General features: G+C 44.7%; 19 protein-coding genes and 4 tRNA genes. 22 read left to right on the top strand and 1 reads right to left on the bottom strand.

What is annotated here, in order from left to right; translation table 11 throughout:
• Window positions 1-20 precede the first annotated feature (20 nt).
• The 22 genes from CW749_RS12670 (at window position 21) to luxS (ending at window position 24,976) form a co-directional block, all read left to right on the top strand.
• A complete protein-coding gene (locus tag CW749_RS12670) occupies window positions 21-4,892 on the top strand; it encodes a DNA repair ATPase (protein WP_101112503.1) in 4,872 nt (1,623 codons plus the stop codon).
• A complete protein-coding gene (locus CW749_RS12665; RefSeq protein ID WP_101112502.1) occupies window positions 4,893-5,603 on the top strand; it encodes a phospholipase D-like domain-containing protein in 711 nt (236 codons plus the stop codon). It abuts the gene before it with no gap.
• Between the two features lie 12 nt (window positions 5,604-5,615).
• Complete coding sequence (locus CW749_RS12660; protein ID WP_101112501.1) at window positions 5,616-6,677, top strand: toxic anion resistance protein; 1,062 nt, start codon at window positions 5,616-5,618, stop codon at window positions 6,675-6,677.
• Between the two features lie 66 nt (window positions 6,678-6,743).
• Entirely contained in the window at window positions 6,744-7,247 is a 504-nt protein-coding gene (gene pncC / locus CW749_RS12655) for a nicotinamide-nucleotide amidase (protein ID WP_101112500.1), read from the top strand.
• Between the two features lie 106 nt (window positions 7,248-7,353).
• Window positions 7,354-8,394: a recombinase RecA gene (gene recA, locus CW749_RS12650; protein ID WP_101112499.1), complete on the top strand. Its 1,041-nt coding sequence runs from the start codon at window positions 7,354-7,356 to the stop codon at window positions 8,392-8,394.
• Between the two features lie 113 nt (window positions 8,395-8,507).
• The gene (recX, locus tag CW749_RS12645; RefSeq protein WP_101112498.1) at window positions 8,508-8,969 is read left to right on the top strand and encodes a recombination regulator RecX; all 462 of its coding nucleotides are present in this window, start codon (window positions 8,508-8,510) and stop codon (window positions 8,967-8,969) included.
• A gap of 255 nt (window positions 8,970-9,224) precedes the next feature.
• Window positions 9,225-11,807 (top strand): alanine--tRNA ligase, encoded by a 2,583-nt coding sequence (alaS, locus tag CW749_RS12640; protein WP_101112497.1) that lies wholly within the window; start codon window positions 9,225-9,227, stop codon window positions 11,805-11,807.
• Between the two features lie 135 nt (window positions 11,808-11,942).
• The gene (locus CW749_RS12635) at window positions 11,943-13,139 is read left to right on the top strand and encodes an aspartate kinase (protein WP_101112496.1); all 1,197 of its coding nucleotides are present in this window, start codon (window positions 11,943-11,945) and stop codon (window positions 13,137-13,139) included.
• Window positions 13,140-13,225: 86 nt separating this feature from the next.
• Window positions 13,226-13,423 (top strand): carbon storage regulator CsrA, encoded by a 198-nt coding sequence (gene csrA / locus CW749_RS12630; protein ID WP_101112495.1) that lies wholly within the window; start codon window positions 13,226-13,228, stop codon window positions 13,421-13,423.
• Between the two features lie 180 nt (window positions 13,424-13,603).
• Window positions 13,604-13,696, top strand: a tRNA-Ser gene (locus tag CW749_RS12625).
• Window positions 13,697-13,751: 55 nt separating this feature from the next.
• A tRNA-Arg gene (locus tag CW749_RS12620) sits at window positions 13,752-13,828 on the top strand.
• 27 nt (window positions 13,829-13,855) lie between these two features.
• Window positions 13,856-13,948 (top strand) — tRNA-Ser (locus CW749_RS12615).
• 66 nt (window positions 13,949-14,014) lie between these two features.
• Window positions 14,015-14,091 (top strand) — tRNA-Arg (locus CW749_RS12610).
• Window positions 14,092-14,469: 378 nt separating this feature from the next.
• Window positions 14,470-14,727: an oxaloacetate decarboxylase subunit gamma gene (locus CW749_RS12605; RefSeq protein ID WP_101112494.1), complete on the top strand. Its 258-nt coding sequence runs from the start codon at window positions 14,470-14,472 to the stop codon at window positions 14,725-14,727.
• A 32-nt stretch (window positions 14,728-14,759) separates the two neighbouring features.
• Complete coding sequence (oadA, locus tag CW749_RS12600) at window positions 14,760-16,556, top strand: sodium-extruding oxaloacetate decarboxylase subunit alpha (protein ID WP_101112493.1); 1,797 nt, start codon at window positions 14,760-14,762, stop codon at window positions 16,554-16,556.
• 9 nt (window positions 16,557-16,565) lie between these two features.
• Complete coding sequence (locus CW749_RS12595) at window positions 16,566-17,696, top strand: sodium ion-translocating decarboxylase subunit beta (RefSeq protein ID WP_101112492.1); 1,131 nt, start codon at window positions 16,566-16,568, stop codon at window positions 17,694-17,696.
• A 111-nt stretch (window positions 17,697-17,807) separates the two neighbouring features.
• Complete coding sequence (locus CW749_RS12590; RefSeq protein WP_101112491.1) at window positions 17,808-18,761, top strand: NADP-dependent oxidoreductase; 954 nt, start codon at window positions 17,808-17,810, stop codon at window positions 18,759-18,761.
• A complete protein-coding gene (locus CW749_RS12585; RefSeq protein ID WP_101112490.1) occupies window positions 18,755-19,192 on the top strand; it encodes a YqaA family protein in 438 nt (145 codons plus the stop codon). The genes CW749_RS12590 and CW749_RS12585 overlap by 7 nt, the downstream gene beginning before the upstream one ends.
• 10 nt (window positions 19,193-19,202) lie before the next feature.
• Window positions 19,203-22,055 (top strand): pitrilysin family protein, encoded by a 2,853-nt coding sequence (locus tag CW749_RS12580; RefSeq protein WP_101112489.1) that lies wholly within the window; start codon window positions 19,203-19,205, stop codon window positions 22,053-22,055.
• Between the two features lie 198 nt (window positions 22,056-22,253).
• Complete coding sequence (gene gshA, locus CW749_RS12575) at window positions 22,254-23,822, top strand: glutamate--cysteine ligase (RefSeq protein ID WP_101112488.1); 1,569 nt, start codon at window positions 22,254-22,256, stop codon at window positions 23,820-23,822.
• A gap of 5 nt (window positions 23,823-23,827) precedes the next feature.
• On the top strand, window positions 23,828-24,433 hold the full coding sequence (locus CW749_RS12570) for a hypothetical protein (RefSeq protein ID WP_101112487.1): 606 nt from the start codon (window positions 23,828-23,830) through the stop codon (window positions 24,431-24,433).
• 24 nt (window positions 24,434-24,457) lie between these two features.
• The gene (gene luxS / locus CW749_RS12565) at window positions 24,458-24,976 is read left to right on the top strand and encodes an S-ribosylhomocysteine lyase (protein WP_101112486.1); all 519 of its coding nucleotides are present in this window, start codon (window positions 24,458-24,460) and stop codon (window positions 24,974-24,976) included.
• An 89-nt stretch (window positions 24,977-25,065) separates the two neighbouring features.
• Here the strand turns inward: luxS and CW749_RS12560 are convergent, their stop codons facing one another.
• Window positions 25,066-26,301, bottom strand: a complete 1,236-nt coding sequence (locus tag CW749_RS12560) for a YbiU family protein (protein ID WP_101112485.1) — start codon at window positions 26,299-26,301, stop codon at window positions 25,066-25,068.
• Window positions 26,302-26,446 lie beyond the last annotated feature (145 nt).

Raw genomic sequence — 26,446 nt, 5'->3', positions numbered from 1 at the left:
TGGGTTTTAAAGGTATAAGCATGTCAGAAACAACGCAGCAGGCTGTCACTGAAGGCGGTGCCTACGAGGTGCTGAAGTCTCGCCTTTCTCAACAAGGCAGCAAACTTAAAGACATTTCTCAACAATTCAATCAGCAACGTCAGCAGGTTTTTGGCGGTCAAGAGCTCTCTTTGATCGGCAAAGCGAATGTGCAGACGGAAGCGCGATGTGTGCCAGTCGATATGGCTCAGGTTAACCAGCAACTGTTGTTCGGTTACGAAGTGCATGTCGGCATGAAATCGCAACCCGCGTTAGAAGATGTATTTGGTCTTTACCAACTGCATGAAAATGATGGCACATTCAGAATAGAACCCATCAGTTTGAAAGAGAGCTTTCTCTCTGAACCTCGGTTTGTGCATGAATTCACCGAGCTGTTTACCTATTACCAAGATGCCAAATTGGCACAAATTTCTCGGCAAGAAAGCACGCTGTATATTGCCTTCCAAATTGGTATGCGCGCGGAAGATCGCAAAGTATTCCGATTCCAACTGAACAAGCACTCTATTGAATACATTGATTCGCTTGGGCACACCTCATTAGAGGCAGCAACTCAGCATGACTTCGACTGGATTGAAACCACACGTGACGATCATGTTTTAGGGAAATACCCTCACGTTTCTATCAAAGATAAGCTTTTTGTGGAATGTGTAGGTGGCGACCTTACAATCAAAGTAGAAGACAATACCGAAGAGGGGAAAGGGATCTACCGCGAAGAGGTGGATGACCCTCACCAAAGTGTTGCCGATGCGAGTATTGCTTATGCGTTTATTGGTGATCTGATTGCTCTTAGAGTCCTACCCAATCGAGAAAAGCAAGAACGCTATTTTCTATACAACCCACTAAACCAAGCCGTGACACGTGCGGATGCGTTAGGTGTAAGTGCAAAAGAACTGCCTGAAGAGCACGGTATTCTTTACTCCCATGGCTTTGTTTTAGCCAATGGAGAGAGCAAGCATTTCGATATGCCGTGGGAGGATCTTAAATTCTTCCAGAAGATAGCCTCTCCGAATGGCGAAGATCTGATGTACATCTTTTTCAACATGGTCAAAGGGTATTACGTTGTTTATACCTACAACATGATTGAAAAGCAGTTTTCTGCACCAATGGAAAGCCACGGCTACAGTTTGTATCCAGACGGTCGTTTATTGGTATTCCAACTTTCTGAAAACGCAGAAGCTTCTACGATTCACCCGATGAGAATATGGGAAACCCCGTATTCAACCCCGGATTACTACAGCCGACACAGCGCGAAAAGTGATGCATCGAGCCCGTTGTTTAATCTGGGCAATGCAGAATTAGTACGAGCTTTGTCGTCGGTGTTGTCGATTTGTCATTTTGCGTCGACAGAGGAAGTCACCCAAGCGGCATACGAAGCGTTGCTGAAACAGTGTCAGGCAACATTGGATCATTACCATTGGTTAGCTCACGACTATGCATTAGGGCTGGGTGATGCCATCCAAGAGGTGATGTCTACATCCGATAAAATCATTGATGAATTTGCCAAAGTTCAGCAGCTTCAAGTCCATGCGTTACACGCGCTAGAGCAAGAATCTGAAGCCGTCACGGCATTGATTGGCAAAGTAAAGCTAGCGCCCAAAGATCAAGCCGCAAGCCTGTTAACGCTTCTTTCCGAAGTGAAAGCGCAGGTGGGTAACACCATGGCGCTGCGACAACATCATTACATCAATACGTTGAAGGTCGATGAGCTGTTAGTGTCGTTGGATGAACAACGACAATATTTGAATCTGCAGTTACTCGAGTTACTGCAAGATGAAAAAGCCTACCAGCCATTTAAGAAGCAGATCCAATCGGTTGAAGAACAGCTAGAGACGGTAGAAAAAACGTCGGATATTCAAGACCTTCAAGAACAGGTAGAACAACTACGCTCAGAGCTTCAGTTAGTGACAGAAGAAGTCACCGACATTGAAACGGAAGATCCGACACAGTCGACTCGAATTCTAGACATGACTACTGAAGTGTCGTCTATGTTGAATGCGGTATCGGCGAAGCTCAGAAACAAAAATAGCGGTTTACGTAGCAACGAAGCCAAAGCGGAATTTGGTGCTCAGTTCAAATTACTTGCACAATCGGTCAACAGTGCCATGGAGCAAGCGACGACACCGGATGAGTGTGATAACCAGCTCGCCAAATTAATCGGTCAGCTTGAAAAGCTCGAATCCAGATTTGCGGACTTTGATGAGTTTCTTGGAGAAATCTACACCAAGCGCGATGAAATCCAGTCCACGCTGGAGAACCACAAACAGCAGTTGGTGAGCGCTCAGCAGCGCCGGATTCAAAACTTGTTGCAAGCGGCTAATGTCACCTTCAATAGTATTGAAAAACGTGTCGCTCGATTTGATGATGTGGCTGGGTTAAACAGCTATTTTGCAACAGACGCCATGGTGATGAAGTTGCGCCAGTTGTCGGACTCTATACGCGATTTGGGTGACAGCGTAAAAGCAGACAGTGTTGATGCAAAACTGAAATCGGTGCAAGACCAATCGCTTCGTTCTCTGAGAGATAACCAAGACATCTTTGAAGACGGTGGCAAGATTCTACGTCTAGGTAAACACCGATTCAGTGTAAACCAGCAACCGTTGGACATCACATTGGTGGAGCACGCTGGTGAGCTGAACACCCATATCTCTGGAACGGATTTCTATCAATCTATTGAAGATGAAGAATTCCTTGCACTGCAAAATATCTCCAAATTGGATGTTGCCTCTGAAACAGACACCATCTATCGTGCAGAATATTTATCCTATTTGATCTTACATTCCGCAATGAATTTGGCGGATGACTTTGATGTTGATGCGCTACTGGCAGCGCGAAAATCGGGTCAATTACTCAGTTTGGTTCAACGTTTTTCAGCGCCTCGCTACAAAGAGGGCTACGTCAAAGGCATTCATGATCACGACGCGGAAAAGATTCTAAATCAACTCCTTCCCGTTTTTGAACAAGCTGGATCGCTTCGGTTTGGACAAAAAGAACGCGCGACGGCTTGGATGTGGCTCATTGCTCAAGAACGCAAAGATCTTTCTGATTGGAAGGCGAAAGCAAACAACGCGAATTTGCTTAAAACGCACTTACAATCGCCCGATGCATACCAACAACTGCAAAAGGAATTGGAGCCCAATCTTGCTCAGTTTGGGCGTGGTGTACTGACTGATGCCAGTGACTATTTGATTCAGCTCCTAGCCAAATCGGACGATCGAATTGAAGTCAGCCGTGATGCGATGGAGTTATGTGATGACTACTTACAATTCCGCCGCAGCTTGGGCTGGAGTTCTAGCAAAGCGGCACCAGAAGTCAGCATGCAAGATCACCTTCAATGGCTGACAGCGTACACAGATCAGCAAAGCCGTGGAGAAGCGTTTGTCGTTGAAGCCGCTGCGATAGCAGTTTGGAAAGAACAGCCTGAACCTTCCCTTAGCCCTGTTGAATTTTCACTGACTTGTGAGGTTGAAGGGTTACTGGGTGAACATGGAAATCTAGAGCAAGGTAAGTTGAGCTTGGTTCTAGACGATTTTCTGCAGCGTTGTGAACTTCACCGTAGTATTACGATTCCGCAATTTGAGTCGTACCTCAATAAGAGAGCGGAATTGCTGCAAGAAGCGAAATCAGATTTCCGACTTGGCGAATTCAAACCAAGGCCGCTTACCTCTTTTGTCCGTAACAAGCTGATCAGTGAAAGTTATCTTCCGCTGATTGGTGACAACTTTGCCAAGCAAATGGGCACGGTCGGAGAAAATAAGCGTACCGATTTGATGGGGATGCTACTTCTTATTTCCCCTCCGGGTTATGGTAAAACCACCTTGATCGAGTATGTGGCGCATAAGTTGGGCTTGGTCTTTATGAAGATCAATGGTCCGTCGATTGGGCATCAAGTTACATCGCTTGATCCTCGTGATGCACCCGATCAAAATGCCGCTCGAGAGATTGAGAAGATCAACCTCGCGTTTGAAATGGGGAACAACGTTCTTCTTTATCTCGACGACATTCAGCACACCCATCCCGAATTCTTGCAGAAATTTATATCTCTGTGTGATGGCACAAGGCGAATTGAAGGCACGTGGCGTGGTGAAACTAAGACTTACGATATGCGCGGGAAGAAGTTCTCAGTCGTGATGGCCGGTAACCCGTACACGGAATCTGGCGATATGTTCCGAATCCCAGATATGTTGGCAAACCGTGCAGACATCTACAACCTAGGTGACATGTTGTCGGATCAGAAAGAGGCGTTTGAACTCAGTTTTGTCGAGAACTCGCTGACTTCTCATCCTGTTCTTGCTCCACTTGCGACTCGTGATCTGAACGACTTGTATCGCTTTGTACGAATGGCGAATGGCGAAGGCATTCCACTGAGTGATATGTCTCACTCCTACTCTGCGACTGAGTCTTCTGAAATCGTATCGACTTTGCAGAAGCTACTCACTGTGCAGCAAACTGTACTTAAAGTTAACCAACAATACATCGCATCTGCCGCTACCGCGGATCAATACCGTGTAGAACCGCCATTTAAGTTACAAGGTTCTTATCGAAACATGAATAAGCTGGCAGAGAAGATCTCATCGGTGATGACCGAAGAAGAACTTCAAACACTTTTGCAAGATCACTATCAGGGCGAAGCCCAAACACTGACAAACGGCACCGAAGAAAATTTGCTGAAATTGGCAGAACTTCGTGGCGGAATGACACAAGAGCAACAAGCTCGCTGGAATGAGATCAGAGAAGGCTATCAGCGGAACCAGTTGATGGGAGATTCTGAAGATAGGGCAGGGCAGGTTGTACAACAACTTGCCGCGCTTAACCAAACAATGAGTCGCGTCACTCAAGGATTAGGAGATAAATAGGTGAATAGGGAACAACTGCATGAACTGCTTAAGTCATCGATTGAAGATCACCGCTTGGATGATTCTGAGAGACGTGAACTTAACGACAAGTTAAGTAATGCCGATCTCAACCAGGAAGATCGCTCATTCCTACGCAATCAAAGTTTTAAACTGGCTCATCAAAATATCAATGACGGTGCCGATGCAAGCAGCATCGTACGTTGGCTTGAAAAGACCATCAAGGTGCTGGATAACGCAAAATCGGATGCGGGTGGTGATTTAGTTGGGTGCTGGTTTTCTCCCGGACGCTCTTGTGCGGAAGGGATTATTAAGCAGCTTAACCAAGCCCGTCACACGATTGATATCTGCGTCTTTACCATTGCAGACGACGAATTGACGAAGCACATCATCAAAGCCCATCAACGTGGTGTAAAAGTTCGAGTTGTGACAGACAACGATAAGATCTTTGATAAGGGTAACGATGTGAATTATTTGGTGGAGAAAGGTGTGGAAGTGAAGGTTGATACCACTTCTTATCATATGCATCATAAATTTGCGATTTTCGATGGTGTTCGCTTGTTAAATGGCAGTTTCAACTGGACTCGCAGTGCGTCTAAGTACAATGAAGAAGACATTACGCTGACGGATGACGCGCGCTTTGTTAAGCCGTATCAAAAGCAGTTTGAACAGCTTTGGCAAAAGTTTCCATTCCATCAACCTGAACTTGCATAAGGAGAGTTCTCAATGACCGATATGGTTAAAACCGATGAAGCAACAGAAGACGCCCTCAGTCCTCAGGTTCTGGAATTGGCACAAAATTTCGACCCGTTCGATAGCGTTGCTACTATTACATTTGGTAAAGAAGCACTGGAAAGCATTACCAATTTTTCCGATACCGTACTTGACCAAGTGCGTATCAGAGATACAGGTGAAGCAGGTGAAATCTTACAATCAATGGTCAGCTCGATGAACAGCGCAGAGTTTGACTACTTGAAAGAGAAAAGCTTTCTTTCCAGTTTGCCACTCATCGGTGAGCTGTTTGATTCGTTCAAAAAATTCTCAGACAGCTTTGATACGGTGAAGCAACATTTAGAACAGCTTTCAGGAAAACTGGAAGCACAGGAGCTTAAGTTAGGTCACGACATTAGCCGTCTCGATACACTTTACGATGAAAACTTAGCGTTATTGAATGGCTTGGATGACTACATTGCCGCAGGCAAGTGGAAACTGAACCAAATGAATTCCGATGTGCTTCCTTCCCTATTAGTGGAAGCTGAGAAGTCGTCTGATGCATTGGATGCTCAAAAACATCGCGATGCGGTTCAAGCGGTTGCCCGCTTAGAAAAACGCATACACAACCTTGAACTGACTCGAATGGCTGCGATTCAAACTGCCCCTCAGATTCGTTTGTCTCAAGAAGGCAATAAGATGCTGATGGAAGACATTCAGGATATCGTGCACAACACATTCCCATTGTGGAAGCGCCAATTCTTGATTGCGATTTCTAACTACGAAAAAGAGAAAGCCCTCAAGGTGACACGTGCTGTTAAAGATTACACCAATCAACAATACGTAAAGAATGCTGAGAAGTTGAAAGTGCTAGAAGAGCAAATCTCTGAAAACTACCAGCGTGGCATTTTGGATTTAGAGTCGCTAGAAACCGTGAATCAGTTGACCATTGAGACGCTGAACAACACGCTTTCGAGAGTGAAAGAAGGGCGAGAACAACGTGCGCATGCACAGTCTGTTATCGAAAAAGCGGAGCAAGAACTGAAAGAAGCGCTGTCTCAGACTCTTGAAAATTAACGGTTGTTGCGAATAAATAAAATGCCCAGAATAGCGTTGTTCTGGGCATTTTTATGGGGTTGAAATATGGTGTCTCAAAGAGAATTAAGCCAACAATTAGGCAAAGCGCTTCAAAGACATAAAGCCGTTATGACTACGGCTGAGTCGTGCACTGGTGGTGGAGTTGCGACGGCGATGACGGATATTGCAGGCAGCTCAGCTTGGTTTGATAGGGCGTTTGTCACTTACAGCAACGAAGCCAAAATGGAGATGCTGTCAGTCAAGCCGGAAACCCTTGAGTCATACGGTGCGGTAAGTGAACCAGTGGTGATTGAAATGGTCAGCGGTGCACTGCAACATTCTCTGGCCTCTATTGGTGTCTCAATCAGTGGTGTGGCAGGTCCGGGTGGTGGTACTGAAGAAAAGCCTGTAGGGACTGTCTGCTTTGCTTGGATGTCAGAGCAAGGATGGAAAAAAGTTGAAACTTGTCATTTTGAAGGTGATCGCGCTCAAGTCCGTGAATACGCAGTCGAGCATGCCATGCAGACTTTGCTACAGTACCTAACAGATGAAAAAAGTGAGCACTCCTAAAGAGTTAAGTGCTCAATCGAGAAATTTTTTCATACAGGTATAGACACTGTATGAATCAACAGTATAATAGCCAGCATAATCACGAACACGTTGTGTGGAGATACGGATGGACGATAACAAACAAAAGGCGTTAGCCGCAGCACTTGGACAAATTGAAAAGCAATTCGGTAAAGGCTCTATCATGCGCCTTGGTGATAACCGTACGATGGATGTTGAAACCATCTCTACAGGTTCACTTTCACTGGATATCGCTTTGGGTGCTGGTGGATTGCCAATGGGGCGTATCGTAGAAGTCTATGGTCCAGAGAGTTCGGGTAAAACCACGCTAACTCTAGAGCTTATCGCAGCAGCACAACGTGAAGGCAAGACCTGTGCGTTCATCGATGCAGAACATGCGTTGGACCCTATCTACGCGAAGAAACTGGGTGTCGATATCGATGCTTTACTTGTTTCTCAGCCAGATACGGGTGAACAAGCGCTAGAAATCTGTGATGCACTAGCCCGTTCAGGTGCTATCGACGTTATGGTTGTTGACTCCGTAGCAGCACTGACACCAAAAGCAGAAATTGAAGGTGAGATGGGCGACAGCCACATGGGTCTTCAAGCACGTATGCTTTCTCAAGCTATGCGTAAGCTAACGGGTAACCTTAAACAATCAAATTGTATGTGTATCTTCATCAACCAAATCCGTATGAAGATTGGCGTAATGTTTGGCAACCCAGAAACCACTACAGGTGGTAACGCACTGAAATTCTACGCATCTGTTCGTCTTGATATTCGTCGTACGGGTTCTATCAAAGATGGTGACGAAATCGTTGGTAACGAGACTCGCATTAAAGTGGTTAAGAACAAAATTGCTGCGCCATTTAAGCAGGCTGAGACTCAAATTATGTACGGTCAAGGCTTTAACCGCGAAGGTGAACTTATCGACTTGGGTGTGAAGCACAAGTTGGTTGAGAAAGCTGGTGCTTGGTACAGCTACAATGGCGACAAAATTGGTCAAGGTAAGGCGAATGCAGGTAAATACCTTCGTGAGCATACAGATGTAGCGAAAGAGATCGACACCAAGCTTCGTGACATGCTTTTGGTTGTAGCACAACCTGAAGAGCCAGAAGTTGGCGAGATGCCAAAAGAAGAAGAGTTTTAATTCTCTTAATTGATTTATAAAAGCCCTGCAATGCAGGGCTTTTGTGTATTTAGCTAAAGCACTTATATCCAGTTAAAGTACTTATATCGCCTGCTTTCGTTGAAGTTTTGAGTATGTATCCAAAGAAAAATCCTCCTACCCTTTCAAGTAAAGAAGCTGCCATTCAACTGCTCAGTCGACGTGATCATGGTGAATATGAACTCTACCAAAAGCTGGCTTTTAAAGGGTACGATGAAGAGCAGATTCAAGAAGCGATGAATTTCTGTATCGATCATAATTATCTCGATGATCTTCGCTACGCCAAAAGCCAGATACGTCAACACGTTTACAAAGGTCATGGCGAGCGCCGTATTCGACAAGAATTAAGCCAAAAACGCGTATCAGAATCGGTGATTGAAGAGGCAATGCAAGAGGAGCCACAAGATTGGTTTGAATTGGCAAAAGCGGCAGCAGAAAAAAAGTTTAAAGGCATAAAAGCTAAAGACCAGAAGGAATACGCTAAACAAGTGCGTTTTTTGCAATATCGTGGTTACAGTTTTGACCAAATCAGCTACGCGTTAAGTGATGAAGAATAGAGCGGGAGTCTAGGCACTTCAACACACATTCTGTTCTAATCCCTATTTCTTCTTCGTAATACCAATTGCTGTTTATTATCTTCCTTTCTCTACCAACACTCTTCTAATTCAATCTTCCTAAGATTCTGTTTTCATTTTTCTTTTAGAAACGGTGATTCGTTGCGCGAATAAATTCTTGTTGAATCTCGCATCTTTAGGTCGGTTGGGTATACAATGTGGCAAAATTCTAACTCGACTATTTTCAGGAAGAGCTGCATGTACATGAGCACTGACGAGGTTCGCAACGCGTTCCTCAAGTTCTTTGAAAGCAAAGGACACCAAATCGTAGACAGTTCATCGTTAGTACCACATAACGATCCAACCCTGCTGTTCACCAACGCAGGAATGAACCAATTTAAAGATTGTTTCCTAGGCTTAGAAAAACGAGCCTACACCCGAGCGACTACGTCTCAACGCTGTGTACGTGCTGGCGGTAAGCACAACGATTTAGAAAACGTGGGCTTTACTGCTCGCCACCACACTTTCTTCGAGATGTTGGGTAATTTCAGTTTTGGTGATTACTTCAAAGAAGATGCTATTGCGTTTGCTTGGGAATTTCTGACGGTCGTATTAAAACTGCCTCAAGATCGCTTGTTGGTGACGATTTACGAAACCGATGATGAAGCGTTCGAAATCTGGAACAAGAAAGTGGGTGTTCCAGCTGACCGTATCGTTCGTATTGGCGATAAAGAAGGCGGTAAGCCATACGAGTCAGATAACTTCTGGCAAATGGGCGATACAGGTCCGTGTGGTCCTTGTACTGAGATCTTCTACGATCACGGTGATCACATTTGGGGTGGACGTCCAGGTACACCAGAAGAAGATGGTGATCGATTCATCGAAATCTGGAACAACGTTTTCATGCAATTTAACCGTCATGCCGATGGCACGATGGAACCGCTACCAAAGCCTTCTGTCGATACCGGAATGGGTATTGAACGAATTTCTGCGATTATGCAGGGCGTACACTCAAACTATGAAATTGATGTATTCCAAACATTAATCAAAGCTGCGGCGGAAGTGACTGGCTATGATGATCTATCGAATCAATCGCTTCGCGTTGTCGCTGACCATATCCGATCTTGTGCATTCCTAATCGTTGATGGCGTGATGCCTTCTAATGAAGGACGTGGTTACGTACTTCGCCGAATCATTCGTCGTGCTGTTCGTCACGGTAACAAGCTAGGTGCGCAGGGTGCATTTTTCCACAAATTGGTTGGTGTACTTGCTGACGTGATGGGTACTGCTGGCATTGAGTTGAAGAAACAGCAAGCCATTGTTGAAAAAGTACTTCGAATCGAAGAAGAGAACTTTGGTCGTACTCTTGAACGCGGTATGACAATTTTGAACGACGCATTAGATAACCTTGAAGGTAATGTTCTGGATGGTGAAACGGTATTTAAGCTTTATGACACATACGGTTTCCCAGCTGACTTAACCAATGATGTTGCTCGTGAGCGAGAACTTGCGATCGATGAAGAAGGTTTTGAGAAAGCGATGGAAGCACAGCGTCAGCGTGCTCGTGAAGCAGGTCAATTTGGCACCGACTACAACGCATCTATTAAGATTGATGCGACAACTGAATTCCAAGGTTATTCAGCAACCGAAGGTCAGAGCTCTGTTACAGGTATTTTTGTGGAAGGGGAAGAAGTTGAATCTCTGTCCGCTGGTGACAAAGCGATCATTGTTCTAGGTGAAACACCATTCTATGCCGAGTCTGGTGGTCAGTGTGGTGATACCGGTGTGTTAAAAACAGACACTGGGTTGTTCATAGTGGAAGATACACAAAAGCTGAGTAATGCTATTGCTCACCACGGTGTTCTTTCTGAAGGTGTTTTAGCGAAAAGCGACAGTGTATCGACCAATGTGGATGCAGAGCGCCGCGCGGCTATTTCTTTAAACCACTCAGCAACTCACTTACTGCATGAAGCGCTACGTCAAGTACTTGGCGAGCATGTCATGCAGAAAGGGTCACTAGTTAAAGCGGATAACTTGCGTTTTGACTTCTCTCACTTGGAAGCCATGACTCCGGCAGAAATCAAAGAAGTAGAACGCCTAGTAAACACGCATGTGCGTCGCAATCACACAATTAAAACGGACATCATGGATATTGAGTCTGCTAAAGCGAAAGGTGCGATGGCGCTATTTGGCGAAAAGTATGACGACGAAGTCCGTGTGCTGTCGATGGGAGAATTCTCAACCGAGCTTTGTGGTGGTATTCATGCGTCCAGCACTGGTGATATCGGCCTATTTAAGATTGTTTCAGAAGGTGGTATCGCAGCAGGTATCCGTCGTATTGAAGCGGTGACCGGTGAAGGTGCACTAGACGCGATCGAAGCAAGCCATGATAAGTTCGAAGCCAAATTGTCTGAAGCCGCGAACAAAGCAAAAGCTTTAGAAAAAGAGATTCAACAGCTGAAAGATAAACTGGCTTCTCAAGCTAGCGCGAGCCTAACGAGCCAAGTAAAAGAAATCGCTGGTGTGAAAGTATTGGTTTCTGAGTTAGACGGTGCTGACAATAAAGCACTGCGTGGCATGGTTGATGAGCTAAAAAATCAACTGGGCAGCGGCATCATTATGTTGGGTAACGTATCTGGAGACAAAGTTGGCTTGATTGCTGGTGTAACTAAAGACTTGACTGGTAAGGTAAAAGCAGGCGAGCTAGTTAACATGGTTGCTCAACAAGTTGGTGGCAAGGGTGGCGGTCGCCCAGACATGGCTCAAGCCGGTGGTACGGATGCAACTGCACTGCCAGAAGCTTTGTCGTCTGTTGGTGCGTGGCTAGAAGAGCGTTTGTAACTTTTGTATTTTTGACTGCCACTGGCTGATAAAGTCAGTGGCATTTGTATTTAGTCGCTTTGAATATGATGGCTTCGTGTTCAATCGCTTTTGTGTAATAACAACGGGGATTAAGCCCCAGGGTGGTGAAGAAAGGTGACACAGTCATTACGTGAATCTTTAGTAGTTCAGAAGTTCGGCGGAACTTCGGTTGGTTCGATTGAGCGCATTGAGGCAGTTGCTGAGCGCATCATAAAAACCAAGCAAGAAGGGAAGCAGCTTGTGGTTGTCGTTTCTGCAATGTCAGGTGAAACAAACCGCTTGTTGGGGTTGGCTCAACAGATTGATTCTGTACCAACTGCCCGAGAGTTAGATGTATTGTTATCAGCAGGCGAGCAAGTCTCAATGGCACTTTTGGCCATGACCTTGAACAAAAAAGGTGTGAATGCTGTATCGCTAACAGGTAGCCAAGCGGGTATTAAAACGAATGGTTTCCACAACGATGCGTCTATCGAATCGATTGATACCAATACGATTCAGAGCTATTTAGAGAATGACCACGTAGTGATCGTCGCAGGCTTTCAGGGGATTTCTGAAAGTGGCAATATTACCACCCTTGGGCGTGGAGGATCGGACACGACCGCAGTGGCACTTGCTGGTGCGTTAAACGCTGCAGAATGTCAGATCTTTACTGACGTTGATGGCATTTATACATGCGATCCTCGCATCGTAAAAAGTGCACGTAAACTAGCGGAAATTGACTTTCCTAGTATGGAAGAAATGGCGAGAAAAGGGGCGAAAGTATTGCACTTGCCTTCTGTCATTCATGCCAGGAAACACGGGATTCCTTTGCGTGTTCTTTCTTCATTTTCTGAAAATTCGGGAACTTTGGTGACCGGAGAGCAGTCTGATAGTCCGATATGCGGGCTCGCTATCCAGCGTGATTTGATTGTTGTTGAGGTTAAATCAAGCGCATTGCAGTCTATTCGAGATCAAAGCCAAATGTTAGGGATTGATGTTTGGGCGACGGCGGAAGATGTGAAAGTATCGGATATTGTCATTCCACAGAGTTCTCTCGCGAAGTTATCACTTATTGCTTCAGAGAGCATTGAAAAGACTACTCGGGTATCAGCAATCAGCTGTGTTGGTTGTCAAATCCAAGAAGTGCATGCTGCGCTTACTGATGAATTCGCACAGCATCAAATTCCATTGTTAGGTGAAGTGAAGAGTAACCGCTCTTGTACATACTTCATTGAACCAGAGAGAATAGAAGAGATTTCAAATCATCTTCACAATTTTATTGTAGCTGGACATTTAGAGCTTGATGGGCACCAAAAGCTAATGGTTTCATAGCCAAATAACATTATGGAATTGTTAATTGCCTAAGATGGTGACATCATAGAGAAAAATAAATCAGAGATTACTCAAGGAGCACAAGAATGCTAATTTTGACTCGCCGCGTAGGTGAAACTCTTATGATCGGTGATGAAGTAACTGTCACCGTGCTTGGTGTTAAAGGTAACCAGGTTCGAATTGGTGTTAATGCGCCAAAAGAAGTATCGGTACACCGTGAAGAAATCTACATGCGTATACAAGCCGAGAAAGGCAACGGTGGTTCTGCTTCAGGCAACTACTAACATTAAAAAGGTCAGCAAACGCTGGCCTTTTTAATAACGGTTTAAATGGTGTGTAACAGGAAAAGTTTAATTTCCCGCCGCTTTGATTAAATACCCAACGCTTAAGCCATTTTTTGCAAATTATGCCAAGAAAATGTTTGACATATTTTTGGTAAATCGTAATATGTGCCTCCGCAAGACGGTGAGGTGGCCGAGAGGCTGAAGGCGCTCCCCTGCTAAGGGAGTATACGGTTTGTAGCCGTATCGAGGGTTCGAATCCCTCCCTCACCGCCATTCTTGCACATGCTCTTATAAATGTTGATATTTTCAACGTCCAATAAGACAAAGCGCGCTCGTAGCTCAGCTGGATAGAGTACCTGGCTACGAACCAGGCGGTCGAAGGTTCGAATCCTTCCGAGCGCGCCATTATTCCTAAGTTTTGGAATGTAATGCGGTGAGGTGGCCGAGAGGCTGAAGGCGCTCCCCTGCTAAGGGAGTATACGGTTTGTAGCCGTATCGAGGGTTCGAATCCCTCCCTCACCGCCATTTATTGGCCAGAGGTCAATTTTTTTGTTTCTGAAGAAATGAAATGTGATATAGTTCACAACCTGCGCGCTCGTAGCTCAGCTGGATAGAGTACCTGGCTACGAACCAGGCGGTCGAAGGTTCGAATCCTTCCGAGCGCGCCATTTCAATAAAAAGCCTCGCATTTGCGAGGCTTTTTTTATGCCTGTTAACATCTCATTATCATTTTATTATCTTTATTTTTACATCCTGTTGTTTTTAAAGAATAAAAATTATTTTTTTAAGTTCCTCTCAGTATTCGATACAGAATTTCATTATGTTTGGTAAAAGCCACAGTAACTATGGTGAAATCGGGTTTGTGTGGCGTATTTGTATGCAATAACTAGTCAAAAAAGTCGCATGTTTGTGCAGAATATTAAATAGCTTATTAAACAAAATTGACAAAATTTTACCAATCGAGATAATCCTAGACCACTTATGCCCACTATATTGAGGGAGTGTGTGCATAAGTTATTGTCAGGATGACATAGAAAGGAAGCAACATGACTAATATTGGAAGCCTGCTAGGAGATGCAGCGGTCCTTATGCTTACTGGCATGGCCGTTGTCTTCGTATTCCTAACCATTCTCGTTTATCTTGTTCGGTTACTGTCTAAGTTGGTGCCAGAAGAAGCACCCCAACCGAGCATTGCACCAGTACAAGCAAAAAAAATTCAATCCAGTACTTCTGGAGTTCAGCCACAGGTGGTTGCGGCAATTTCTGCTGCTATACATAAACACCGTGCGTCTGCTGTGAAGTAATGTCGGATAAAAATTAAAAGGAGTTAATCAGCATGTCTAAACCACTTGCTCTTACCGACGTGGTGTTGCGTGACGCACATCAGTCACTGTTTGCCACGCGTATGCGTATTGAAGATATGTTACCTATCGCGGCGGAGTTAGATAAAGTCGGATACTGGTCTTTAGAAACTTGGGGTGGCGCAACATTTGATGCGTGTATTCGATTCTTAGGAGAAGATCCGTGGGAGCGTTTGCGTGAGCTTAAAAAAGCGATGCCGAACACACCAATGCAAATGCTATTGCGTGGTCAAAACCTTCTTGGTTATCGTCATTACGCAGATGATGTCGTAGAGAAATTTGTTGAGCGCGCTCATGCGAATGGCATGGATGTGTTCCGAATCTTTGATGCGATGAATGATGTGCGTAATTTCCAAAAAGCAGTGAAAGCTGCTGTTGATGTTGGCGCACATGCTCAAGGTACATTGTCTTATACTACCAGCCCCGTTCATAACATCGATACATGGGTCGATTTGGCTAAACGCCTAGAAGACCTTGGTTGCCATTCTCTCTGTATTAAAGACATGTCAGGTCTTCTTAAGCCTTATGAAGCCGAGGAACTGATTACCCGAATTAAATCTTCATGTGATGTGCCTTTAGCGTTGCACTGCCACGCAACTACAGGGCTTTCGACTGCAACGGCAGTAAAGGCTGTAGAAGCAGGAATCGATATTCTTGATACTGCGATCTCATCCATGAGTTGTACTTACGGTCACACGCCAACTGAAACAGTGGTTGCAATGCTGCAAGGTACTGAGCACGATACCAACCTAAAGCTTGATCAAATAGAGCCTATTGCTGCTTACTTCCGAGAGGTTCGTAAGAAGTACGCCAAGTGGGAAGGACAGCTAAAAGGCGTGGATTCTCGCATTCTGATTGCGCAAGTACCAGGCGGTATGCTGACGAACATGGAAGGTCAGCTAAAAGAACAAGGTGCGGCGGATCGTTTGGATGAAGTATTAGAAGAAATCCCAAGAGTACGTAAAGATCTTGGTTACATCCCACTTGTTACCCCTACGTCTCAGATCGTAGGTACACAAGCCGTGATCAATGTATTAACAGGTGAGCGCTACAAGAGCATCACTAAAGAAACGGCAGGTTTATTGAAAGGCGAATACGGGGCTGCACCAGCAGAGCTAAATGCCGAACTTCAAGCCAAAGTCCTTGAAGGTGCAGAGCCTATCACCTGTCGCCCAGCGGATCTTTTGAATGCAGAGTTGCATACGTTGACAGATGATCTTATCGCGAAAGCGAAAGAGGATGGAATATCATTAGCAGAAGATACAGTCGATGATGTTCTAACGTACGCACTGTTCCCGCAAGTGGGTCTTAAATTCCTTAAAAACCGAAACAACCCAGACGCATTTGAACCTGCTCCAGGTAAAGAGCCTGTCGTAACAGAAACGGCATCAGCCCCAGTTACTGCCACTTCATCTCCAGGTGGTGTGGAAGCTTATAGCGTTAAAGTAGACGGGCAGGTTTACAATGTGGAAGTAGGACCTCAGGGGCAATTAACCTCTGTTACACCAACATCTGCACCTCAACCCGCTGCGGCTCCAGTTGCACAGGCATCAAATGATGCAGAAGCGGTTCCAGCGCCATTAGCAGGAAACATCTTTAAGGTGAACGTTCTACCTGGCTCAGAAGTAGCAGAAGGTGATGTTTTACTTATTCTTGAAGCGATGAAGATGGAAACAGAAGTTCGTGCTGCACGTGGCGGTGTTGTTCAAGATATTCACGTGAAAGAAGGTGATGCCGTGACGGTAGGTGCACCACTATTAAGCCTAGCGTAAGGGAGCATCATGGAAGGATTGTTGACCCTTTGGGCTGAAACAGGGATCGCCAACTTCGAGTTCGGTCAAATTTGTATGATCCTTGTGGGCTGTGGGCTTTTGTACCTTGCAATAGCAAAAGGTTTTGAGCCCCTTCTATTACTACCGATAGGTTTTGGTGCTGTTTTAGCGAATATCCCAAATGCTGGGTTTACCGACGAAGGTGGCTTGCTCTATTTGGTCTACTACATCGGTATTGAATCTGGTGTGTTCCCACTCCTTATCTTTATGGGAGTTGGGGCAATGACCGACTTTGGGGCGCTTATTGCTAACCCTAAAACCCTTTGGTTAGGTGCTGCGGCGCAGTTTGGTATATTTGCCACTTTATTTGGTGCAATTTTACTTAACTATGTGCCAGGTATGGAATTCAACATGGCTGACGCGTCATCCATCGCTATTATTGGCGGTGCAGACGGACCAACGGCTATTTTCTTAGCCAGCCAATTATCGCCAGACTTATTAGGTGCTATAGCGGTTGCTGCATACAGCTACATGGCATTAGTCCCAATTATTCAGCCGCCGATTATGAAGGCGCTGACGAACCCTGAAGAACGTAAAATTCAGATGGCTCAGCTTCGCCACGTAAGTAAAGGTGAGAAAGTACTGTTTCCATTAGCTGTATTACTCATGACGATTCTTTTCTTACCTTCGGCGACGCCTTTAGTGGGGATGTTTTGTCTTGGTAACTTGATGCGTGAAGCTGGCGTGGTAGATCGTCTTTCAAGTACAGCGCAGAACGAGCTTATCAACATCGTAACTATTTTCTTAGGTCTTGGTGTAGGTTCTAAGCTTCAAGCTGAACAGTTCTTAAACTTTGAAACATTGGGTATTTTGGCTCTTGGTGCTGTCGCATTCAGTATTGGTACTGGAGCCGGTGTTCTAATGGCTAAGCTACTGAATAAGTTTTCTAAAGAAGACATCAACCCGCTTATCGGTGCTGCTGGTGTATCCGCTGTTCCTATGGCTGCTAGGGTAGTAAACAAAGTGGGTTTAGAAGCGAATCCGCAAAACTTCCTTCTAATGCATGCGATGGGACCTAACGTAGCGGGAGTATTGGGAAGTGCGGTTGCAGCAGGTATTTTGTTGGCATTAGTGGGATAACGTTCAACGAAATTGAGATCTGATGATTAACCAAACATTGTAAAATGGTTTATAGTCAAAGGGATGCTTCTGCATCCCTTTCATTTTTTTGAGTATCAAGGGAACTTGTGTATGACGGACAACAAAAAAGTGGTGATTACCCAGTTTGGTGAGCCTGACGTGTTAGCCATTCAAAGTGAAGCAATACCAGAGCCTGAAGCGGGCGAAGTATTGGTTAAAGTGCATTTTGCTGGGGTAAACCCGATTGACGTTAAAACAAGAAAAGGACTAGGTTGGGCGGCTGAAGCCAACAAAGACAACCTCCCTTGGACACCTGGGTATGATATCTCGGGCGTCGTGGAAAAATGTGGTGAAGGCGCTGAAGAATTTAAGGCAGGCAGCTTTGTTGCTGGTCTTATTGGCTTTCCAGCTCAGGCAGGCGGTTATAGCCAATATGTCTGTGTTAAGGAAGATCAGCTTAGTCTCGTGCCAGATAGCGTGACACTTGAAGCTGCCGCAGTCTTGCCTGTTGCGGGACAAACCGCGGCTCAAGCACTTAATAAAGCCAAAGTTACAGGAAATGATCGCGTGTTGATTCTCGCGGGTGCTGGCGGTGTTGGGCATTTAGCGATTCAATTCGCAGTCGCCGCTCAAGCAGAAGTTTTTACAACATGCAGTGAAGATAACTTAGATTACCTAGCAACACTTGGTGCGCATGCGATCAACTATCAGTTTGCTCCTGTATCTGAGCGTGTTGAAGATGTCGATGTATTGATTGATTTAGTTGGTGGTGACGCTGCGTTAGATGCTTTGAAATGCTTGAAAGACAACGCGCGAGTCATTACGGTTCCGACGATCACAGCTGAGCTTATTTGCGATAAAGCCAAGATGTTGGGCTTTGAAGCAAGTGGTATGTTGGTAGAGCCTGATACTGAGCAGCTAGATACAATGCTGTATATGGTTAGTGTTGGCATTGTAAAAACGGAAGTACAAAAAATATTCTCTTATACCGATGTTGCTAAGGCGCATGAACATGTTGAAGGTGGTCACACCCGAGGCAAAGTGCTGCTCGATATGAAATGTTAGACGGCTTTACTGAATGGTTTAGCCAGTCTGCTTTATGGGTCCTCTTTTCAACCGGCTTTTTAAGTGCAACATTATTGCCTGGCGGATCCGAAGCCAGCTTGTTGGTTGCCTTAAAACTTAATCAATACCCCGTATATCAACTTGTATTGGTCGCTACCCTTGGTAACACATTGGGAGGTTTGACCAACTATTGGATTGGACTTTTTCTTCCAAATCGAACCCATTCGGAAAAATATGGTCATAAAGCTTTACAGTGGATAAAGCAATATGGCTATATCACTCTTCTATTCAGTTGGCTGCCTATTGTGGGTGATCCGCTTTGTTTAGCGGCAGGCTGGCTCAGAATGAAATTTATACCTTGTCTAATTCTCATCGCCACAGGCAAAGCGATACGTTATAGCGTGATCGCGGCAGCATTCGTCGGTTTTTAAAGGAGTCTTCATGAGAAAAGTTTGGTTTGGTGCAACTGCGTCACTGTTTGTCGCGGGTTGCTCTTCTCTTGCACCCGTCACTTTTTTCTCTTCAGTACCCGAAGGGATTACCCTTGTTGAAGAGGTTAAGCCACAATCTGGCAAGGTTGTGATTCCATACAAAAAATACCAACTAGATAATGGACTAACGGTCATTCTTGCCCCAGACGACTCAGACCCTCTTGTGCATGTCGATGTGACTTATCATGTGGGTAGTGCACGTGAAGAAATAGGAAAATCTGGCTTTGCACATTTCTTTGAGCACATGATGTTTCAAGGAAGCGAAAATGTTGGTGATCAAGAGCATTTTAGAATCATCACAGAAGCGGGTGGAACATTAAACGGAACCACGAACAGAGATCGAACCAATTATTTTGAAACAGTTCCTGCAAATCAATTGGAAAAAATGCTCTGGTTAGAGTCAGACCGTATGGGCTTTTTGCTTGATGCCGTTTCTCAACGAAAATTTGAAATCCAAAGAGATACCGTTAAAAACGAACGTGCACAAAACTACGAAAACCGACCGTATGGGTTGATGTGGGAACGCATTGGCGAAGCCATGTACCCTGAAGGTCATCCATATTCTTGGCAGCCGATTGGCTATGTCGAAGATCTCGATCGAGTCGATGTGAATGACTTGAAAGCCTTTTTCCTCCAGTGGTACGGACCAAACAACGCTACCCTGACCATCGGTGGTGACTTTGATACTGAAGAAACATTAAATTGGATAAACCAATATTTCGGCTCCATTCCTGTTGGACCTGAAGTGAAAAAAGCGGAAAAGCAGCCAGCAACATTAACAGAAGATCGCTACATCACTTTGGAAGATAGAATCCAACAACCTATGGTTATGGTTTCGTGGCCAACAACGTTCCAAGGGCACGACTCTAATGCCTCGTTAGAAATGCTCTCGACCGCACTGGGTGATGGCAAAAACAGCATGCTTTATCAGCAGTTTGTTCAATCTGGAAAAGCGGTGGATGTCGGTGCTTTCCAAGATTGTGCAGAACTCGCCTGTACTTTTAGTGTTTATGTTATGGCAAAGGCGGGGGAATCAGGAAACCTTAAGCCTATTTATAATGAGCTGATGGGTAGCCTGAAAAGGTGGTCGGAAAAAGGCGTGTCTGAATATCAGCTTGAGACGATGATTGGTCGCGCTGAAGCAAACGCTATCTTTGGGCTTGAAAGTGTTCGAGGTAAGGTGACTCAACTGGCGTCAAATGAGACCTTTTTTGGTCAACCGGATCGCATTGAAGAGCAGTTGGAACAGCTTAGAACGGTTACTCCAGACAGTGTTCAATCTGCTTATCAGCACTACCTAGTAAACAATCACAAAGTGGTCTTGAGTGTTGTACCGAAAAATAAAGCCGACTGGGCAGTAAAGCCAGCGACTTTTGTTACGCCGAAGCGCACCTTACCTGAATATCAAAAAGTAAAAGAGTCTGATCTTGCTTATCGCAAAGCGGTCGATACGTTTGATCGTTCGGTCGTGCCAAAAGTCTCAGGTGCAGTTAAAGGGACGATGCCCGATTTATACCGAATCTATTTAGACAGTGGTGTTGAAATTCTAGGGACAGTCAGTGATGAAACACCAACCGTTCAGCTTGATATTAAACTACCTGCCGGAAATCGTTACGTTGCAGAAGGGCAAGAAGGGTTGGCTGGCTTAACAGCAACCATGATGACAGAAGGTACGCTGAAACGCTCTGCCAAAGAAATTCAAACAGAGCTAGACCGTTTAGGGAGTTATGTTTCATTTGATGCAGGCTCTTATTCAACGGTTATTAGTGTGTCTGGGTTAGAGAAGAACCTTGCTGAAACCTTGGCATTGGTAGAAGAAATGATCCGCGAACCGGCGTTTCGTGAGAGTGATTTTGAGCGAGTTAAGCAGCAAGCGATTCAAGGCATTGTCTATGAACATCAAAAGCCAAGTTGGTTAGCTTCTCAGGCGACTCGCCAAGTGTTATTCAACGGTAGTCGTTTTGGTCGTTCGAGCGATGGCACCAGAACGTCAATCAATGGTTTGACACTAGAAGATGTCAAAGCATTCTACAGTGAGCATTATACGCCGCAAGGCGCGCAAGTTGTCATTGTTGGCGATATTAAAAAGCGCGATGCGAAGACATCACTGTCATTCTTGAACGACTGGAAAGGCAATTCAGCACCACTGTATACGCCCCAAGTGATTCAACCACTTGAAGGACAAAAAATCTTCCTAGTAGATAAGCCCGGAGCACCACAAAGTGCAATTCGATTGGTTAAGCAAGGTCTGCCTTTCGATACGACGGGTGAAATGCACCTAGGACAGCTAGCAAACTACAATTTGTCGGGGAACTTCAACAGCCGAATTAACCAAAACCTCCGTGAAGACAAAGGTTACACATATGGTGCATACGGCTATGTGTATGGGATGAAAGAAACGGGATTGATTGTATTCTCAGCCGAAGTACGAGCGGATGTTACGGTAGAGTCATTGGATGAAATCATCAATGAGCTTAATGAAGTTTCAACGAGTGGCTTAACGGAAGAAGAGCTGCAGTTTATGCGATTAGCACGTGGTCAGGCAGATGCACTGAAGTATGAAACCCCGTCGAAGAAATCTCAGCTGCTATCAAGAATTCTTACTTACTCTTTAGAAGAGGATTATCTAGAGCAACGCGATAACCTATTACAATCTGTTGAGCTTGGCACATTGAACAAAGTGGCTGCAAAATGGTTTAACCCATCTGATTTCCAGATCATAGTTGTGGGTGACGCGGAAAAACTTGCACCAAAGTTGAAAAAGTTTGGACTATCTATCGAAAAACTTGAAATCGAGCAATAGAGCACACATAACTGTTGTTTAGGGTTAACAGATCCTAGAGATGCATACAAAACGTAAGTTTGATATGCATCTCCAACATGAATACCAGTAGACGGGAAACTCACTTTCTCATTTATTAGTATTTGCTTCAATTTCATAGTAATCAAAGACCAGAATGATTATTCTAGCCTGATACTAAACAGATAAGTGAACTGAGTTTTGACTGTATTCTCCAAGCGACTTCAGAAAGTCGCAAAAGACCCTTCTATTTTTGAGCAGTATGGACGTGGCGTGGAAAGAGAGTCGTTACGTTACACTTCAGATGGTCATCTAGCACTGACACCTCATCCTAAAGCGCTAGGGTCAGCACTCACTAACCGCTGGGTAACAACTGATTTTTCTGAATCATTGTTGGAATTTATTACTCCGGTTTCCCACTCGGTAAATGACGTGATAAGTCAGCTGTCGGATGTGCATCACTTTACGCAAAAGAAGTTGGATGGCGAAAAGTTTTGGCCGCTGTCAATGCCATGCTTCATTAAGAATGAAGACGATATCACGCTGGCTCAGTACGGTGAATCAAACACAGGTAAAATGAAAACCTTATACCGTGAAGGCTTAAAGCGTCGATACGGTAGCTTGATGCAGGTAATTTCCGGTGTTCACTTTAATTTTTCTTTTCCTGAAAACTTTTGGGATGCGTTATACGGTGAGCAAGACCAAAAAAGTCGTGAAGATGCGAAGTCGGATGCGTATTTTGACTTAATTCGAAACTACTATCGATTTGGTTGGATGATCCCATTCTTTTACGGAGCATCTCCAGCATTATGTCCATCCTTTATTCAAGGTAGAGATTCAAAACTGCCCTTTGAAAATATAGGTGAAACGCTCTATTTACCTGAAGCTACCTCCCTTCGTTTAAGCGACCTCGGTTACACCAATAGCGCTCAAAGTGAGTTGAAAATTGGTTTCAACAGCTTGAATCAGTATCTTGAGGGGCTGAATGCTGCTATCCATACACCATCGGCAGAGTTTGCGCAGCTCGGTGTAAAAGTGGATGGAGAATATCGCCAGTTAAATTCGAATGTCCTGCAAATCGAAAATGAGCTGTATGCTCCAATACGTCCAAAGCGTGTTACTCATTCCGGTGAAAAGCCATCTGAAGCGCTTCATCGTGGTGGGGTTGAATACATTGAAGTACGTTCACTTGATGTTAACCCATTCAGCCCTGTCGGGGTTGATGAGCAACAGATCCGATTCCTCGACTTATTCCTTACATGGTGTGTTCTGTCCGAATCCGAAGAAATGGATAACTGTGAGCTCGAATGTTGGCGAGATAACTGGAGCAAAGTGATCCTAGAAGGTCGAAAAGTTGGTTTAGAGCTCCAAATCGGTTGTAAAGGTGAACGACTTACGCTTCAAGATTGGGGGCATCGAGTATTCAAAGAGCTTCGCTTAATTGCAGAAATTATGGATGAGCAACATGGCTCGACAGATTACCAAAAAGTATGCGATGAACTGGAAACTTGGATAGATCAGCCTGATTTAACGATTTCTGGTCAGCTTCTCGCTCAAACTAAAGAGCACGGCGGTATTGTTGGTATTGGCATGCATTTGGGGAAAGCGTATAAACAAGCGCATCTGAATCACGAATACCAAGCCTACAACGAAGAGATGATGGAACAAGAAGTTCTGGATTCTCGAGAAGCACAATCTCGAATAGAAGCTAACGAAACACAGCCTTTTGATGCTTTTCTAGATGACTATTTTGCCTACTTGAAGCAATAGAACAAATGAAGATAAAACCGCTGCTATTGGTTGTATTGACCAGCTCTGTACTCATGGGGTGCGCTACCGCACCCCCCAAGAAACAGCACAACTTGTGCGATATCTTTAAAGAGAAACCAAGCTGGTATGATGATGCTAAAGATATGGAAGACGAATGGGGAACCCCTGTTCATGTTGCCATGGCTTTTATTAAGCAAGAAAGCAGTTTTATCCACGATGCCAGACCACCAAAAGACTATTTATTAGGGTTTATTCCTTGGGGGAGAGTGAGTAGTGCGTACGGTTACGCGCAAGCTCAAGATCCTGCATGGAGTGACTTTCAAAAAGCGACCAATCATGGTGGGTCAAGAACGAATTTCGATGATTCCATTATGTTCGTAGGTTGGTATACTCACGAAACCCAGCGACAATTGGGCGTTTCAAAGTGGGATGCCTATAATCAATATTTGGCTTATCACGAAGGTCGCGGCGGTTATAAGCGCAAGACCTATGCCAGCAAACCATCGCTTAAAAAAGTTGCTCGAAAAGTCGAGCAGCAAGCAAAAAACTATGGCTGGCAACTTAAACAATGTAAAGACGAGTTGGAAAGCAGCAGAAGCTGGTTTTTTTGACCGATATAATAAGGAATTTATCCGATGCCATTACTAGATAGTTTCACCGTTGATCACACTAAGATGAACGCTCCTGCGGTTCGCGTGGCGAAAACCATGCAGACACCAAAAGGAGACACGATCACTGTGTTTGATTTGCGATTCACCGCGCCTAACAAAGACATTCTTTCAGAAAGAGGCATCCATACGTTAGAGCACCTTTATGCGGGTTTCATGCGTGCGCATTTGAATGGTTCTAATGTGGAAATTATCGATATTTCTCCGATGGGCTGTCGTACAGGTTTCTACATGAGTCTTATTGGCACGCCAACAGAATCTCAGGTAGCAGAAGCTTGGCTAGCAGCAATGAAAGATGTGCTGAAGGTAGAAAGCCAAAATCAAATTCCAGAATTGAATGAATATCAGTGTGGGACTGCAGACATGCACTCTCTTGATGAAGCAAAAGCGATTGCGACTGCGATTATCGATGCTGGTATTGCTGTAAATAAAAATGATGAACTGGCGTTGCCAGAGTCAATGTTAAAAGAACTTAGTATCAAGTAAGGGCTTAGTTCTTTGTACATTGAAGATAAATAGCGTTAAGTAAACGTTTAAGCCCGCGGATGTCGCGGGTTTTTTAATTCCATGAATTCTTACTTTTCGAACCCCATCTGACGTTTTCCGAGATCCGTTAAGTCATCCATAGTGGCTCGATTTTGATAACTGACTTCGTGATCTTCCGGTGAAAAGTCAGGGCAACTTCTACCGGCAAGAAATGCGCCTTTTTGTTTTGATTGAAATCGTCGGTTTTTCTCACAATCTGGTGCGGCGCCGATAAACATGACATTGCTGTAGCCATTTCCAGAGTGCTTATCTTCTACAGCGTGTACTGTATCTGGGTGCCACCACACAGTATCACCAGGCTCCATATTTGGAATACTGACTAAACCTTGAAGCAATAAATCATGCCATTTCTTGTTTACGGTTAGCGCTCGACCTGGCTGCGCCCCACATAGGTCATCTTCTTCAATATCATCTTGCAGCGCTCTTAGCAGCATGTAAGGCATAGAAAGGGTTGTAGGTATGAGCTGCAATGTACCGTCTCCGGCACCTTGTGGTGTTAAGGCTACCCAGCCTTGAAACGTTCTGAATACACTACAAACAGCCGATGAATTAAATTCTTCAACAGCGATTCGATGTCTAGCATCAAATGCCTGATACTCTTTCCATTGACCATTGAAAACATTGCGATAAACCTGACGATAATTGGGTTCTAACCAACGCTCGATGGAACCGGAATCGACATGAGGGGATAAACCTAACGAGGTATCCCCTGGGCTCCTACGTCTAACTCGGTCAGCATAGCTCACCTCCAAATCCGGGTTAAACTCTTTCTGCCCGTCATGTTCAAACTCCCATAAGCGATTGAGATGGCTGCGCAGTTTCGCCATATTTTGATGCTGACGAGCCCAAACTTGAGCTTTAGACCAATAGAGACCAAAAATCTGAGGCTTATCTGACTTCAACTGGCTGAAATAATTATCTTCAACCTTTGGGGTATGGTCGTAGTAACCATTTTCAATAATATAACGCTCCAAAGCTGTATTGTGTTCTTCCACTTCGCTTCCCGGCAAAACACCTCGGATGACAACGCAGCCAGCTCGTTGGATCTTGAAAGTCTGCTGTTCATTGAAACCACTCTTAATGTCTGAATACTGATATATAGGTACGGAGTGACCATTCATTTCTTCATCTTTAATTCGAGCGACTTCTGACTTTAATGTTTCTGCGACTTCTTCGAATTTTTCCTTATAATCAGGGAGTTCGATTTGAAGTTGCTTTTTAAGGGCTCTAATTTGAGCTGAGATGTTGTCCGCCGATAGTGCCATGTTAAGCTTCTCCTTTACAATAAAGCGACACGTGTCTAGAAAAGCTAGCTCGAAAGACGACTTTGAATTGAGTGTTCGTTCACGCTATTCGTAATCATGGAAAATTAAAGGAGCGCAATTCTCACTTTTGAATCTGAGGTGAGGG

It is taken from the genome of Vibrio sp. vnigr-6D03, from assembly GCF_002835515.1.
In the GTDB taxonomy this organism is placed as follows: Bacteria; Pseudomonadota; Gammaproteobacteria; order Enterobacterales; family Vibrionaceae; genus Vibrio; species Vibrio penaeicida.
The sequence above is the reverse complement of the archived record's forward strand: the minus strand, read 5'-3'. Positions and strand labels throughout refer to the sequence as shown.